The organism is Aeromonas sp. QDB54, from assembly GCF_027707385.1.
Lineage (GTDB): Bacteria > Pseudomonadota > Gammaproteobacteria > Enterobacterales > Aeromonadaceae > Aeromonas > Aeromonas hydrophila.
The window spans coordinates 14976-29016 of record NZ_JAPCIT010000022.1 but is presented as its reverse complement, the minus strand read 5'-3'; the positions used below and the strand labels follow the sequence as shown (position 1 = coordinate 29016).

The window sequence follows — 14041 nt, the reverse complement described above, 5'->3', positions numbered from 1 at the left end:
AGAGTCTAAAAAATTGAGCGGTTCAAGGAGTAAAGATGAGAAACCTGGATCAACTGGATTTGGATATCCTGGCCCATCTGTTTCGCGATGCGGGCATGACCAACAAGGATCTGGCCGCGCTGGTCGGGGTGGCACCGTCCACCTGTCTGGAACGGGTACGCAAGCTGCAGCAGGACGGGGTGCTCAAGGGCGCCCACTGCGAGGTGGATTACCAGGCCCTCGGCGGTCACATCCAGGCCATGGTGTCGCTGCAGCTGGCCCGCCACAGCCGCCAGATCATCGATGCGTTTCGCGACGCCATCCTGGCCCTGCCCGAGGTGATCAGCCTGTTCCACATGGGCGGCAAGGATGACTTCCTGGTGCATCTGTGCGTCGCCGACACCGAGCACCTGCGCAACTTCGTGTTCGATCACTTCACCTCCCGCGAAGAGGTGGTGCACCTGGAGACCTCGCTGGTGTTCGAGCACAAGTTCAGCCGTTCGCTGCCCTGCTTCCTCAACACCTGACGCCCCGCCTGCCTCTTACAAAAAACCCGCCAATCGGCGGGTTTTGTTTTATGGCGCTCAGTTCAGCACGGTGCGGGTATCCGGCGCCGTCCGGTAGAGCCCCTGCTGGTAGGCGAGGCTGCCCCACAGCGCCAGGCCGAGGGCGGCATCCTTCATGGTGGCCGGCTGCGGCGCCGGGGTGAGCGTCTCTGTCGCATCCTCATAGATGAAGCCTTCCGGCGCCTGTTCCGGCTGCAGGATCACCACGTCCTTGCCGCGCATCAGGGCGAAGTTCTTGTCGTATTGCATGATGGCGCGGCCCGGCCAGTCGGCGGGCATGCGGGTCAGATCCTTGCCGAGCATGGGGTAGTCGGCGCTGATCCCCATCAGGGAGAGCAGAGTCGGCGCCATGTCGATCTGGCTGACGATGCGGGGATCCTGTCTCGGCGCTATGCCGTCACCCACTATGACGCCCGGAATGTGGAAGCGGGGGATGGGCACCAGGCTGGCGCCGCTGACCCGGCTGTCGTGATCGGCGATGACCAGGAACAGGGTGTCTTTCCAGTAGTCCGACTGTTTCGCCTTCTTGAAGAACTCGCCGATGGCGTAGTCCGCGTACTTGGCGGCGTTGTTGCGGGTCTGCTTGGGCTGCTCATAGAGGGCGATGCGATCGTCGGGAAACTCGAACGGATCGTGGTTGCTCGAGCTGAACACCAGGCTGAAGAAGGGCTTGCCCTGCTTGCTGAGCGCCTGGAAGGTCTCGTCGGCCTTGGCCATCAAGTCTTCGTCAGAGGCGCCCCAGGAGCCCTCGAACACCGGGTTCTTGAAATCCTTCTGCTCGACGATGGTGGTGAAGCCGTTGCCGAGGAAGAAGCTGCGCATGTTGTCGAAGTGGCTCTCGCCGCCGTAGATGAAGCTGGTGTCGTAGCCTCGCTGCTTGAGCAGATCGGCGATGGTGAAGAAGTTGGTCTGGCTGCGGCCGAGCTTGACCACGGCCTGGGCCGGGGTCGGTGTGAAGCCGGTCAGCACCGCCTCGATGCCGCGTACCGAGCGGGTGCCGGTGGCGTAGAGCTGCTCGAACGCCCAACCCTCTTTCGACAAGGCATCGATGTTGGGGGTGAGCGGCAGGCCGCCGAGGGAGCCGACGAACTGGGCGCCCAGGCTCTCCTGCAGCAGGATCACCAGGTTCTTCGGCTTGCCGCCGTAGCTGGCCTCGTTGAAGGTCTGGCTGGGCAGGGTGTCGGAGCTGAATTCATGGGATTCGCGGCCGCTCTCCTGGCGAACCAGATCCAGAATGCGCTGGCGGGGCAGCTCGCCGTAGAACTGGCTGGCATCCTCCTCGGCCCGCATTTGCTTGATGGCGAAAAACAGGGAGTAGGAGGAGTTGACGGTGAGCGCATTGACCAGCGGATCGCTGGCAAACGCCACCATGGCCGGGTTGAGGGCGCGGTGACCCAGGCTGGAGCGGGCACCGAGAAAACCGATGGCCAGGATCAGCAGGGCGAAGGCTGGCCGCCAGTACCAGCGCGGGAAGCTGATGCCGCGCAGCAAGCGGCCGCTCAGCCACCAGCCACCCGTCAGCACGGCGCCGCTGAACAGCAGTGCCAGCAGCAGCTCGCCTTTGCGGCCGGCCCACAGCATGGCGAACACCTCTTTGGGATAGATGAGGTATTCGATGTAGAGGCGGTTGGGTCGCACCCCGTACTCGGTCACGAAGGAGGGGGTGGAGATCTCCAGGAAGAGCAGCAGCCAGAGCCCCAGGGTCAACCAGACCCGGATGAGCTGCAGCCAGGCACGGCCCACGGCATGGGGGCCGGCCAGCAGCAGGGTGAACACGGCGGGCACGCCCCACAGCCAGCAGAGGGTGGCGAAGTCGACCCGCAGCCCCTGCAGCAGCATCTCCTGCCAGCCGGCGACGGCGTCGACCCGCTCCAGTTGCCAGAGGCCGAGCGCAAGCCGGCTGATGGAGAGAGAGACTAGCGCGATCAATGAAAAAACGGCGATGGGCCAAAACGGTCCCAGCCATCGTCTGATAGTGGTCATTGTTGTTCCTACAAGCCTGTTTGCACCCGTCCACGGGCGCATTGTTTTTATATTGCAGGGTTATGACAGCGGGCTCGGGGAAAGGTTGCGGGTAGGTGCTGTTTAAAAGGATGTTTTGGCAAGATTCATGATTTTTATGTGAGGGCGCGCAGGGTTCGAAGACAGCATAAACGGCTGGAAAAACTGTGATCCTGCCGGCAAAGCGGTGCGGGGGGCTTATCTATAATGGTGCCGAATTTTCTCAATCGGAGCCGAAGGGATGCCGGTCTTTATCGATGTGGAATATTTGCAAGGGTGGAGCCTGTTCGTGGTGCTCTCGGACGGCACCACGGGGGCACTGGACCTGACACCCTGGCGCACCCAGCCGCTGTTCGCGGCGCTGGATTCGGAGCGGCGCTGCGCCCGGGTCTTCATCAATCGCCACCACCAGCTGGAGTGGCCCGCCGGCTGCATCCTGTCGGCCCACGAGGTCTATCACCTGATCAAGCCCATCGACGAGCGGGAAGCGTTCAGCTAACCCCCTGTTTTTGTGAGCCATCCCAAGATTCCTGTAACGGGAATGTTTGAGCGTTTGCCTTCCTCACCCAATTTGGGTAAAACCTGCGCAACATTTTGCCAACCCTAGCTTGGCTTCGCCTCAGAGGGCTTGCCGCCACCGCGCCGCAGGCCTTTTTTGCAGCCTGACGGCAAACCTTCCAGCAACTGAATAGTTTGTTGGTTGGAATTAAAAAAACAAAATAAACAAAAAATAAACAAAGAGATAAGGAAAGAGTATGGCTTGTCATATGCGCACCCCGCTGGCCCTGCTGGTGGGCGGTTTCGCCTGTCACGGCGCCGCCGGCCAAGAGCCGGTCCAGCAACTGGAGCCCATGGTGGTGGTCGCCAGTCGCCCCGCCAGCACCCTGGAGGTTACCCTGGATCCCAAGAAGCCGGGCTCCCCCATGCCGGCGGCCGACGGCGCCGGTTACCTCAAGAACGTCACCGGCATGAGCATGGTGCGCAAGGGGGGCTTGGGTGGCGATCCCGTGCTGCGGGGGATGGGCATGTCCCGCCTCAACGTGCAGATGGATGGCGGCATGCTGGCCGGTGGCTGTGGCGGCCGGATGGACCCTCCCACCGCCTACGTCTTTCCCCAGTCCTTCGACCGGATCCGGGTGCTGAAGGGGCCGCAATCCCTCGAGCAGGGGGCCACCCTGGCGGGTACCGTGCTGTTCGAGCGGGACAGGCCCGAGTTCACCGTCCCCGGCGTCAAGGCCGAGGCATCGGCGCTCTATGGCAGCTTCGGGCGCGACGACCAGATGCTGGATGCCACCGTAGGGGCGCCGCAGGGCTATCTGCGCGGCCAGTTCACTCACTCCGACAGCGATGACTATCGCGATGGCCACGGCGACAAGGTGCGCTCTTTCTACCGGCGCGAGAACGGCACCGCCCAGCTTGGCTGGACGCCCAGTGAGCACACCTGGCTGGAGCTCACCGCCGAGCGCAGCAACGCCCGCGCCGCCTATGCGGATCGCACCATGGACGGCCCCATGTTTGACCGCGAATCCTTCGGCCTCAAGCTCAGGCAGGAGCAGATCAGCCGCCACTGGCAGCGCAGCGAGCTGACCCTGTGGGACAACCACATCGACCACATCATGGACAACTTCAGCCTGCGTCCGAACAGCGGCATGAAGATGCTCTCCAACCCCGACCGGCGCAACACCGGCGGGCGCTGGGCCAACGACATCGCCCTGCCGGCCGACTGGCTGCTGACCGCCGGGCTCGACAGCAACCGGGATCAGCACCGCAGCCGGGGCGGCGTCGACTATGCCACCAAGGATCGCCAGCGCACCCTGCGTTTCGAGCAGCAGGGCGGCTTTGCCGAGCTCGGCCGCCAGCAGGGGGCTCACAGTTACAAGGGGGGTTATCGGCAGGACAGGGTTGAGACCACCCGTTACGGCGCGGGGGATCAGACCCTCTACAGCGATACCCTGACCCTGGACAGCGGCTTTGGCCGCTACGAATACCAGTGGTCGCCGGCCTGGTCGAGCTACCTGGCCTGGGGCCAGGCGAAACGGGCGCCGGACTACTGGGAGCGCAGCAAGGACAGCGTGCCCTTCACCCTCAACCCGGAGCGCAGCCGCCAATGGGATGCGGGGCTGGCCCTGCGCAGCCGCGAACTGGATCTGACTTTCTCCCTCTTTAGCGCCGACATCCAGGACTACCTGCTCTATAACAACAAGTCGAACAAGGTACGCAACATCGACGCCCAGACCCGCGGCGGCGAGCTGGAAGGGCGCTGGCAGTTTGCCGAGCAGTGGCGCCTCGATGGCGGTCTGGCGGTGGTCTACGGCGAAAACCAGAGCGATCACCAGCCGCTGGCCCAGATGCCACCGCTCGATGGCAAGCTGGCGCTGGGCTGGCAGCCAACCGAGGCGTGGAACCTGACCCTGCTGGGCCGCGCCGTGGCCGCGCAGGATCGGGTCGATGTGGGCTCCGGCACGGTAGCCGGTCAGGATCAGGGGGAGACCCCAGGCTTCTTCACCATGAACCTGAGCGCCGCCTGGCAGTTTCACCCGGGCTGGCAGCTGTCGGCCGGGGTCGACAACCTGTTCGACACCTTCTACTACGAGCACCTCTCCAAGTCGGTGCACGCCAGTCAGGCCGGGCTGGGCTACGAGCAGGTGGGGCGGATTCCGGAGCCGGGCCGCGCCTACTGGCTCTCGGTCAGTTACCGTTTCGCCTCGGCCGGCGTGCTCTAGGTCGGCGCGCCAACCGACTGAGCCAGGTAACGTTTTCAGTCACAGACCCGTGCGGGCGGGGCCGCTATCATGGCCCCAGTGTGGCGCTTTGGGCGCCGATACCACCATAGCGGGAACATAACAATGAAACAAGGAACGTTGCGCCATGGCGGCCTCATCGGGGCCGCCCTGTTATTGACGGCTTGCGGCAGCGGAGGCGGGAGCGGCTCCAGCGAGCCCCAGCAGCCCCCGGTCACCAACCCGCCGCCGGCCACCGCCAGCCGCGCCTGCTACGGCAATGATCAGCCGGCCTGCAACCTGCGCACCTATCAGGTGATGGTGGAGTCGTTCGTCGACGGCGACGGCAGCGCCAACTATGGTGTCGGCTACGGCCCCTCCCAGCACAACGGCGATCTGCAGGGGATCATCGACAGCCTGGACCACATCAAGAGCCTCAACGTCAACGCCATCTGGCTGACCCCGGTGTTCGACTCCTGCGCGGGGCAAGGCGGTGACGACAAGCTCGATGCCACCGGCTACTTCGCCTGCGACTTCTTCAACGTGGACCCCAACTTCGGCAGCAACGTCCAGCTCAAGCAGCTGGTGGACGGAGCGCATCAGCGCGGCCTCTACGTCTTCCTCGATGGGGTGTTCGGCCACGTCAACAAGGTGGGGGTGAGCAAGCCCTCGCCCGAGGGACGGCTGCCCGCCCTCAAGAGCGGCGGTGCCGGTTATCCCGGCCAGCTGGTGGATTACAGCCAGCCCCAGAGTCTCGCCTACTTCAAGGAGGTGGCCCGCTACTGGGTCGAGCAGTACGGCATCGATGGCTGGCGCCTCGATCAGGCCTATCAGCTTGGCCTCGACGACTGGCGCGCCATTCGCAGCGAGGTGGAGCGGGTCAGCGCGGCGCGCAAGGCAGCCGGTCAGCAGTGGGGCACCCTCGGCTACATGGTGGGCGAGGTGTGGAAGGGCGCCGACGAGATCCGCGCCCAGGCGTATGGGTCGAGCGACAACCCGGCGCTCTCTTCGGCGTTCGACTTCCCGCTGCGCTACGGCCTGGTGCAGGCGCTGGCGGTGGAGGAGTCCGGCAAGGGCGGGCAGGGGGTCAGCGTGCTCGACGCCAGCTGGAACAAGGTGGAGAACTACCCGAATCACGCCATGCCCAACCTGATGCTGGGCAACCACGATCTGGTGCGCTTCGGCGATCTGCTGGAGCGCGGCAACTTCAATCCGGCGGACTACTGGCAGCGCCACAAGGCGGCCTTCAGCTTCCTGGCGGCCCGCTCCGGCCCCATCACCCTCTACTACGGCGAGGAGTTTGGCGACGAGGTGCCGGGCTTTGCCAAGCAGGTGGGGGGCGACTGCGCCGCGCAGGGACTCTGTGACGATCACGTGGCCCGCAGCGACGGCAAGGTGCCGGGTGCCACCGGCTTCGTGCCGAGCAGCGAGCAGAGCGAGCTGAAACAGTGGCTCAGCCAGCTGCTGGCCCTGCGCGCCGCCCACCCCGCCCTCTATCAGGGGGAGCGGGTCAAGCTGGTGGCCGAGGGGAGCGTCTATGGCGACATCAAGCAGACGGCGGCGGAGCAAGTAGTCTACCTGCTCAACGTCTCGGGCACGCCCCAGAGTTACGCGGTGCCGGTCGGCAAGCTGCGCAGTGCCAGCGCCCTGGTGGATCTGCAAAGCGGCGAGAGCCTGGCCATCGGTGGCAGCAGCGTGACGGTGGATTTGCCGCCGCTGAGCGGCCGCTTCCTGCTGGTGCGCTAAGCGAGGCTGGCAACAAAAAGGGCTCCGTGATGGAGCCCTTTTTTCATGGGGGAAGTTACTTCTCGATGCCGCTGCCGAGTTCGTCCTGATGGGGGGCAGCCTGCGCGTGGCCATTGCCGTGGCGCCAGCTCTCCAGCCGGTTGTGGACTCCGCGGCGCAGGCTCTTGAAGCTGGTCTCCAGATAGTCGACACCGACCAGAATGGAGAGGGTGACGCCGGTGAGCAGCAGCGCCTGGTGCAGCATCTGCATGCCGATGAGGGCGCCGAGGGCCGCCAGCATCCAGACGGTGGCAGCGGAGGTGACCCCCAGTACCTGGCCATCCCGGGTCATCATCACCCCGGCGCCGAGAAAGCCGATGCCGGTGATGAGCTGGCCCAGCACCCGCGCCTGATCGGCGCTCTGGGGGCTGACGGCGGCACCGATGGCGAGAAAGCAGTAGGTGCCGAGGATGATGAGCGAGGAGGTGCGGATGCCGACTGGCTTGCCGCGCAGCTGCCGCTCCAGCCCTACCAGGGTGCCGCACACCAGACAGACCAGGATGTTCTCCCAGCCAAGAGGCGCAATGTCCCACCAATCAGTCGTCATCATATCCACCTCTGCTCTCGATGCTTGTTATCCGGCCGCGCTCTGCCCCCGGTTTTCCAGTCGCTGGCGGAAGGCCCGGGCGAGACGCTCGTAGAGGTCCTTTGCCTCTCTGTCCTCAATATCGCCACGTATCCAGGGATTGTCGATGATTTCCAGCAGCACGCAGTCACGCCCCTGCTGGCGCAGATCGACCCCGAACAGGCCGTTGCCGAGCTGATGAACGGCGCGGCGGGCGGTCTGCAGCACCCGCTCCGGCACCTCGTTGAGCGGCAGCGCCTCGATGCGGCTCATGTCGAGGGGGTGCTTACGGCGGCGGATGCGGTTGCCAGGCTCGGGGCGGAAACGGCGGCAGGCAAACAGCGGCGAGCCGTCGAGAAAGCCGATGCGCCAGTCGAACTCGGCGGGGATCCGGCTTTGCACCAGCAGCAGGGCGGAGCGGGCCAGCCCCTCATCCAGCAGACGGGCCAGTTGCTGCTCGTCGCTGGCCATGGCCAGATCGCGCCCCTGCGCGCCGTCGGGCACCTTCACCATCAGCGGCAGGCCGAGCCGCTGCACCAGCTCGTCCACGTGGTGGCGGCCGCGGCGGGTAACCACCATGGTGGGTGGCATGGGCACGCCGCTGCGCACCATCAGCTCGTAGAGATAGAGCTTGTTGCTGCAGGCGAGGATGGCGCGGGAGCTGTCGATCACCGGCATCTTGAGCTGCTCGGCGCGGCGGGCAAATTCGAAGGTGTAGTGGCCGACCGCGGTTTCGGAGCGCAGCCAGAGGGTGTCGAACTCCGGCAGCCGCTCGATGGCGGACGGCGCCAGGATCTCGGCCCGGATCCCCTGCGCCGCGGCCGCCTGTATGAAGCGATCCAGCGCCAGGGCATCGCTGCTGGCGCGACCGTCGTTGGGGTCGACCAGGATGGCGAGCTGATAGAGCGGCGCCGCCTGCTCCTCGTCACCGGTGCCCACCAGCGCCTGGGCGTGGTGTAGCATCAGCGCCTTCTCGCTTGGGCTCAGTTCCAGCGGCGACAGGCTCTGCTGCTGGCGCACCGACCAGCCGTGGCGGCCGCGCTTGAGGGTCAGCTCCTGCAGCGGCAGCTGGCTCAGGCCGTAGTAGTAGCGGGCCAGCCCCGCCAGCTCGCTCTGTTCGCACTGGCCGAAGATGGCGCGCACCCGGATTCGGTCCTCGCTCTGCTGGGCCAGCCAGCCCTGCAGCTTGCGCCACAGCTTGGCCGGCGGCTGCTGGGGTTGCAGCTGGCTGATGGCCTGCAAACCCGGCAGGCAGTGGTGGCCGCGGGCCTGGGCCAGCAGCGAGCAGTAGTAGCCGGCGCTGAGGTGCTCCAGATTGCGGCAGAGGTTGATGATGCGCGGACGGCCGCCGGTGGTGGGCACCCCGTGTTGCAGGTAGGTGCGGGCAGTCAGCAGATAATCGGCATGGCAAGGCCAGTCGCCCGGTTCTTCGACGATGACGTAGGTACTCATTTTTTCGGCTCCACAGATGAAACTGCCTTAAGCGGCAGGATCCCCAGTGGGCTTCGATGCACCGACAAGCACGACAATGGCGCGAGGGGAAACAAGAGGTTACAGTGCCTAATATGCCGCCTTGGTAACTTGTGATACAAGTCGCATTTTTGGTGATGAAGATAAATAACCGAACAAGGACTCCCCGTGTTGACCGTGCGCGCGGCCCGGACCGATGATCTGGGCGCCATCGTTAAGCTGGAACGCTACTGTTTTCCCCCTGAAGTCGCCTTTGGCCGCAGCCGCTGGCACTATCTGCTGACCCACGCCAAGGGGCGTACCCTGCTGGTGCTGGACCAGCAGGAGCAGCTGATGGGCTACCTCTGCCTGCTGGAGCACAGGGGCTGGGATCGGCTGATCATCCAGACCCTCGCCATCCGCTGGACCATCCGCCGGCAAGGCTGGGCCCGCCGCCTGCTGGAGCAGGTGATCCAGGAGGGCAAAGAGGGCGGCTGGGGGGCGATCCGGCTGGAGGTCGGCGATGCCAATGAAGAGGCGCAGGCCCTCTATCGCGAGCTGGGTTTTCGGCCCAGACAGAAGCTGCCGGACTATTATGGCCACGGTCAGCACGCCCACCGACTGGTGCTGGCGCTGAAGCAGGCCTGAGAGAGGAGAGGGGATGAGCTGCGACAACTGCCTCGCCACTGCCATCAAGGCCAAGCTGGGGCGCTGCCCGGTCTGCGCCGGCCAGACCTTCGTCATCGGCCTGGTCGGTTGGCTGGTCTGGTGGTGGTATGGCGCCGACACCTCGGTCAATGCCCTGACCGGCCTGCTATTCGCGCTGGGGGGATCGGGCCTGTTTTTGCTCCACCTGCTGGTGTTTGTCTGGCGCAGGGCGACCGGACGTGAATTGAGCGATGAATGAATCAGATTTATTTCAAACAGATAAATAACAATAGCGCTGTAGATATGGAGGTTCAGATGATAGCAATGGTAACGGGCGCCTCGTCCGGGTTTGGTGAGTCCATCAGCCGTCAGCTGGTGCAGGCGGGCTACCGGGTGATCGGTACCGGCCGTCGCGGCGAACGGCTGGCGGCGCTGGCCGACGAGCTGGGTGCGCAGTTCCTGCCGCTGGTGTTCGACGTTCAGGACAAGGCGGCCACCCGCGCCGCCATCGACGGGCTGCCGGCCGAGTGGCGCGAGGTGGATCTGCTGGTCAACAACGCCGGGCTGGCGCTGGGGCTGGAGCCGGCACACAAGGCGGATCTGGAAGACTGGGAGCAGATGATTGCCACCAACATCAGCGGTCTGACCCTGCTCACCCGCCTGCTGCTGCCGGGCATGGTGGCGCGCAATTGCGGCCACGTCATCAACATCGGCTCCATCGCCGGCACCTACCCCTATCCGGGCGGCAACGTCTACGGCGCCACCAAGGCGTTCGTGAAGCAGTTCAGCCTCAACCTGCGCGCCGATCTGGCGGGCACCGCCATCCGCGTCACCAACGTGGAGCCGGGCCTGTGCGGCGGCACCGAGTTCTCCAACGTGCGCTTCCACGGTGACGACGCCAAGGCGGCTACCGTCTATCAGGGCGTGCAGGCGATCCAGCCGGAAGACATCGCCAATACCGTGCTCTGGGTGAGCCAGCAGCCGGCCCACGTCAACATCAACAGCATCGAGATCATGCCGGTGGCCCAGACCTTCGGCCCGCTCAATATCAGCCGCCGCTGATGGCGGCAGCTGACGAAATGAAAGAGGCTCCCCTGGGAGCCTCTTTGCGTTGGTGAGCCGATTACAGGCTCATGATCTTCTTGAACTCTTCCGGCGAGTACTTCTGCTCGGTGCGCTTGGTGAGATCCGTCATCAGCTTGTAGCGCAGCTCTTTGGCCATCTGATAGGTCTGCTCCAGCTGGCCATAGGAGTAGTCGGCGGCCAGCCCGATGGCGGTAGCCTTGTCGCTGGCATAGGCCTGCTTCAGGCTCTTGTCGAGCAGGGCCACCTCCTGGTAGAGCTTGCTGCTCTCCTTGCTCCAGACGCCGCGCAGCAGCGGCAGGTACTTGTCCGGATCGGCGCTGGCCAGTGCAGTCAGGCTGCGGAACTGCCAGTAGGCGGAGTCATCGGAGTAGCTGTCGCTGCCGCTGCGATAGGGCAGGGGGTAGGACTCCAGGGTGTTGTAGAGCGGCACCATCACGGATTCGGCCAGCACGCCGTAGCTCTGCCAGATCAATCCCTGCAGCTCTTTGGGCATCTCCTTGCGCAGCTGGATGACGTGGGATTCCAGCTGCCTGTCGATGCGGATCGGCCGCTCCGCCTTGCCCGCCAGCGGCGTGCCCTCATAGGTGGCGCTCAGCAGCCTGGCCACGTCCGGCACGGCGATGGGGGCATCCGGCTTCATGAACAGCGGATATTGCGCCTGCCGGGTCGGCTGCGGGTGGCTGGCGGTCAGCATCTTCTGGCCGAGCCACTCCCGATCCACGTTGTAGGGGTCGGCGATGACCCCGAACGCCTTGGCGAAGTTGAACTCTTTCGGGTCGGCGTTATCCAGCAGTTTGTGTTCGCGCACGAACTCCAGCAGCTTGGGCGAGTGCAGCACATCGGCGCCGTCGAGATCGACGCCGTGGATGCGCAGGCCGTTGGCCACCATGGCGTAGCTGTCGTCCGGCACCCGCACCGCGATCCAGTGGTGGCCGGAGCCTATCTCCATCAGCCAGGCCTCGTTCACATCCGCCAGATAGAGGCTGTTGCCCTCACCGGCGCCATATTGCTCCACATAACGGCCGAGCAGCTCGACCCCCTCCTTGGCCGTCCTGGCCTGCGGCAGGATCAGGGTCGGGATGATGGCCTCGATGACCCCCTTCTCGATCAGCGGATCGGCTTTTTGGGCCTTGTCGTTGACCTCGGCGCTGGTGGTGGCCGAGATGGCGACGTTGAATTCGTTAATGCCGCGCTCTTCATAATATTTGCCGGCCGGGTCGCTGGCTGTGGCATCCCAGTCGCGGATGGCGGAGTAGGCGAAGAAGGCCTTGGGCATCGGCACTTCCAGCCCGTTGCCCAGTTTCCAGATTGTGCCCTCGTTCTGCTGCGCGGGCCGGAAGGCCAGGTACTTGTTCCAGTTGTTGACGCCAAAATCCTCGTTTCTGGCGATCATTACGCTGCCATCGGCACTGGCCCCCTTGCCGACGATAAGGCCGGTACAGGCGTCGGCACTGGTGCCAAGCAGGGTGAGCAGGGTGGCGGAGAGAAGACTCAAGGTGTGTTTTTTCATAGTTATGCCCGAAAGGTTGCGGTGAGTGAGAGTCAGACGAGGGGATGAGGTGTGGAGAGGCCGCAACTCCGAACTGGCAGCGGAGTGAGCTTGGCAGATTGGTCTGCCTGTTATTGGTTTGACGAACAGATCATCCATGACACGGCTGGCTGGTTGTTATGTGCGCCAAAATTGTATGCCTCACTGGTTGTTTGTTTTGTGATCGATGGAGCGTTCCTGCGGTTTATATGGTGCAGCGTTTTTGAGGTAGCGGTATGTGTCGGAAATCGGGGTAAAAGCAGCGGATGAGTCATGATTCTGACGCTGCGTCGGGGCTGTAACCGTTGGCAAGCTTGCCAGAGCGGGGATCTCGCCCAATCTGACAAGTTGGCCTGTAACTTGCTGGTTTTATTGTCAAAGGTGGGGCCAGACCCCATACCGCCGCATTCAGTCGGCCCGCTCCGGCGGGTCTGCACACAGAACGGGAGTCTTCATGGATATCAAACCCTACAGCCAGCAGCTTGCCCAGAGCGCCTCCAACAACCGGGCCCTCGCCACCCTCAGCAGTGCCGACAGCGGTCAGGGTGGCGGCTGGGAAGATCTGGTCAACCTCTCCTCCCAGCGGATCACTGGCCAGGCCCAGCAGGCGCTGACCTATGAACACCTGGCCAAGAACAGCAAGCTGCCGTCGGCGCTCGACATCGGCTCCGACAAGGGGGGCGTGATGCAGCAGCTGGTGGACAAGGCGCTCGGTTTTGATCGCAAGAAGTTCAACGAGATAGAAGAGAAGCTCAAGACGATTGCCGACAACAAGCAGCTGACTGCCGAAGAGCGGGCGGAGCAGAGCAAGCCGCTGAACGAGCAGCGGGACGCCATGTTGCAGGATGCGATGGACCGCCTCACCGGCAAGAAGAGCAGCACCAAGGACGAGACCAAGAGCGCCTGAACGGCGGGATGACTCGAACGGCAATCCATGGTCGTTGGGGGCAATCACTTGCCCCTGTCCGGATGCCAACGGGTTGCCTAGGTGGCGCAGCACGGGCCGCTGTGCGCCGCCACAACGGCAGCAAAAAAGGGAGGGCGGCTGCCACTCCCTTGGTGACCGGACGGCGTCCGGCCGCTGCATCGACTCAGGCCGTCGCTACTTCTTCTCGGGCAGAATGCCGATCCCCACCGCCTGGGTCTGAACGGCCTTGATCTGGTCGCCCTTGGCGATGAGCGCAAACTGGGCCGGGTTGTGCACCTTGAGCACCAGGGTGTGATCCACCCCCTTCACCGTGATGGTCTGCTGCCCCTTGTCGACCGCGATGACGTCGCCATAGAGAGTGACCTTTTTGCCGATCCCGGCGCCCGGCTTCTCGCCTGCCTCGGCCTTGTCGGCCGCCACTTCCACGACACGTTTTCTCACCCCGGCGGTGCCCTTGAGCAGCTCCAGATCCAGCATCTGCATGTATCTCAGTGCTACCGTATCGCCCACCTTGAGGTTGGCCAGGTTGGTGACCTGCTCACCGGCGACGATGTCGAATGCCTCGCCGGCGGCGTTTTTCAGGCTGACCTTGCGGCTGGCCATGTCGATGGCAGTGACCGTGGCCTGGGCCGAGACGGCTTCCACCAGATTGGCCTTGCCAGGGGCCGTGGTGACTTCGGCCGCCACCTCGGCGGCCTGTGCCAGGCAGGTTGAAAGGGAGAGCAAACCGGCAATCCATGCATGCTTGAGTTTCATGTGTCAGACCTTATGAGCAAAAGAGTGAGG

Annotated in this window: 13 protein-coding genes; 8 read left to right on the top strand and 5 right to left on the bottom strand. The window is 64.2% G+C overall.

All coding sequences use genetic code 11. The features are described 5' to 3' along the window. Nucleotides 1-35 precede the first annotated feature (35 nt). Nucleotides 36-506, top strand: a complete 471-nt coding sequence (locus PG881_RS19045; protein WP_011704464.1) for an Lrp/AsnC family transcriptional regulator — start codon at nt 36-38, stop codon at nt 504-506. 57 nt (nt 507-563) lie between these two features. Here the strand turns inward: PG881_RS19045 and PG881_RS19040 are convergent, their stop codons facing one another. Next, nucleotides 564-2528: an LTA synthase family protein gene (locus tag PG881_RS19040; RefSeq protein WP_270802098.1), complete on the bottom strand. Its 1965-nt coding sequence runs from the start codon at nt 2526-2528 to the stop codon at nt 564-566. 259 nt (nt 2529-2787) lie between these two features. Between PG881_RS19040 and PG881_RS19035 the strand changes: the two genes are divergently transcribed. The 3 genes from PG881_RS19035 (at nt 2788) to PG881_RS19025 (ending at nt 7012) form a co-directional block, all read left to right on the top strand. Beyond that, on the top strand, nt 2788-3045 hold the full coding sequence (locus PG881_RS19035; RefSeq protein ID WP_011704466.1) for a DUF2442 domain-containing protein: 258 nt from the start codon (nt 2788-2790) through the stop codon (nt 3043-3045). A 256-nt stretch (nt 3046-3301) separates the two neighbouring features. Continuing rightward, nucleotides 3302-5269 (top strand): TonB-dependent copper receptor, encoded by a 1968-nt coding sequence (locus tag PG881_RS19030; RefSeq protein WP_270802096.1) that lies wholly within the window; start codon nt 3302-3304, stop codon nt 5267-5269. A 123-nt stretch (nt 5270-5392) separates the two neighbouring features. After that, nucleotides 5393-7012, top strand: a complete 1620-nt coding sequence (locus tag PG881_RS19025) for an alpha-amylase family protein (RefSeq protein WP_270802094.1) — start codon at nt 5393-5395, stop codon at nt 7010-7012. 55 nt (nt 7013-7067) lie between these two features. Here PG881_RS19025 and PG881_RS19020 read toward each other — a convergent pair whose 3' ends face one another. Then, nucleotides 7068-7601 (bottom strand): MgtC/SapB family protein, encoded by a 534-nt coding sequence (locus PG881_RS19020; protein WP_016349269.1) that lies wholly within the window; start codon nt 7599-7601, stop codon nt 7068-7070. Nucleotides 7602-7625: 24 nt separating this feature from the next. Further along, complete coding sequence (locus tag PG881_RS19015; RefSeq protein WP_270802092.1) at nt 7626-9068, bottom strand: RimK family protein; 1443 nt, start codon at nt 9066-9068, stop codon at nt 7626-7628. Between the two features lie 186 nt (nt 9069-9254). Here PG881_RS19015 and PG881_RS19010 point away from each other — a divergent pair, with 186 nt between their 5' ends. The 3 genes from PG881_RS19010 to PG881_RS19000 are packed head-to-tail and all read left to right on the top strand — an operon-like array spanning nt 9255 to nt 10775. Further along, a complete protein-coding gene (locus PG881_RS19010; RefSeq protein WP_049046858.1) occupies nt 9255-9713 on the top strand; it encodes a GNAT family N-acetyltransferase in 459 nt (152 codons plus the stop codon). Nucleotides 9714-9726: 13 nt separating this feature from the next. Continuing rightward, complete coding sequence (locus tag PG881_RS19005) at nt 9727-9972, top strand: DUF3624 domain-containing protein (RefSeq protein ID WP_029301849.1); 246 nt, start codon at nt 9727-9729, stop codon at nt 9970-9972. Nucleotides 9973-10028: 56 nt separating this feature from the next. Continuing rightward, complete coding sequence (locus PG881_RS19000) at nt 10029-10775, top strand: SDR family oxidoreductase (RefSeq protein ID WP_270802089.1); 747 nt, start codon at nt 10029-10031, stop codon at nt 10773-10775. Nucleotides 10776-10836: 61 nt separating this feature from the next. Here the strand turns inward: PG881_RS19000 and PG881_RS18995 are convergent, their stop codons facing one another. Then, complete coding sequence (locus tag PG881_RS18995; protein ID WP_270802087.1) at nt 10837-12309, bottom strand: C69 family dipeptidase; 1473 nt, start codon at nt 12307-12309, stop codon at nt 10837-10839. Nucleotides 12310-12781: 472 nt separating this feature from the next. Between PG881_RS18995 and PG881_RS18990 the strand changes: the two genes are divergently transcribed. Beyond that, the gene (locus tag PG881_RS18990; protein ID WP_270802085.1) at nt 12782-13234 is read left to right on the top strand and encodes a hypothetical protein; all 453 of its coding nucleotides are present in this window, start codon (nt 12782-12784) and stop codon (nt 13232-13234) included. A gap of 195 nt (nt 13235-13429) precedes the next feature. Here the strand turns inward: PG881_RS18990 and PG881_RS18985 are convergent, their stop codons facing one another. Beyond that, nucleotides 13430-14011 (bottom strand): hypothetical protein, encoded by a 582-nt coding sequence (locus PG881_RS18985; RefSeq protein WP_017408897.1) that lies wholly within the window; start codon nt 14009-14011, stop codon nt 13430-13432. Nucleotides 14012-14041: the final 30 nt, after the last annotated feature.

Coding starts and splice junctions, on each gene's coding strand:
- PG881_RS19045 (WP_011704464.1), top strand. CDS start 36: ATGAGAAACCTGGATCAACTGGATTTGGATATCCTGGCCCATCTGTTT.
- PG881_RS19040 (WP_270802098.1), bottom strand. CDS start 2,528: ATGACCACTATCAGACGATGGCTGGGACCGTTTTGGCCCATCGCCGTT.
- PG881_RS19035 (WP_011704466.1), top strand. CDS start 2,788: ATGCCGGTCTTTATCGATGTGGAATATTTGCAAGGGTGGAGCCTGTTC.
- PG881_RS19030 (WP_270802096.1), top strand. CDS start 3,302: ATGGCTTGTCATATGCGCACCCCGCTGGCCCTGCTGGTGGGCGGTTTC.
- PG881_RS19025 (WP_270802094.1), top strand. CDS start 5,393: ATGAAACAAGGAACGTTGCGCCATGGCGGCCTCATCGGGGCCGCCCTG.
- PG881_RS19020 (WP_016349269.1), bottom strand. CDS start 7,601: ATGATGACGACTGATTGGTGGGACATTGCGCCTCTTGGCTGGGAGAAC.
- PG881_RS19015 (WP_270802092.1), bottom strand. CDS start 9,068: ATGAGTACCTACGTCATCGTCGAAGAACCGGGCGACTGGCCTTGCCAT.
- PG881_RS19005 (WP_029301849.1), top strand. CDS start 9,727: ATGAGCTGCGACAACTGCCTCGCCACTGCCATCAAGGCCAAGCTGGGG.
- PG881_RS19000 (WP_270802089.1), top strand. CDS start 10,029: ATGATAGCAATGGTAACGGGCGCCTCGTCCGGGTTTGGTGAGTCCATC.
- PG881_RS18995 (WP_270802087.1), bottom strand. CDS start 12,309: ATGAAAAAACACACCTTGAGTCTTCTCTCCGCCACCCTGCTCACCCTG.
- PG881_RS18990 (WP_270802085.1), top strand. CDS start 12,782: ATGGATATCAAACCCTACAGCCAGCAGCTTGCCCAGAGCGCCTCCAAC.
- PG881_RS18985 (WP_017408897.1), bottom strand. CDS start 14,011: ATGAAACTCAAGCATGCATGGATTGCCGGTTTGCTCTCCCTTTCAACC.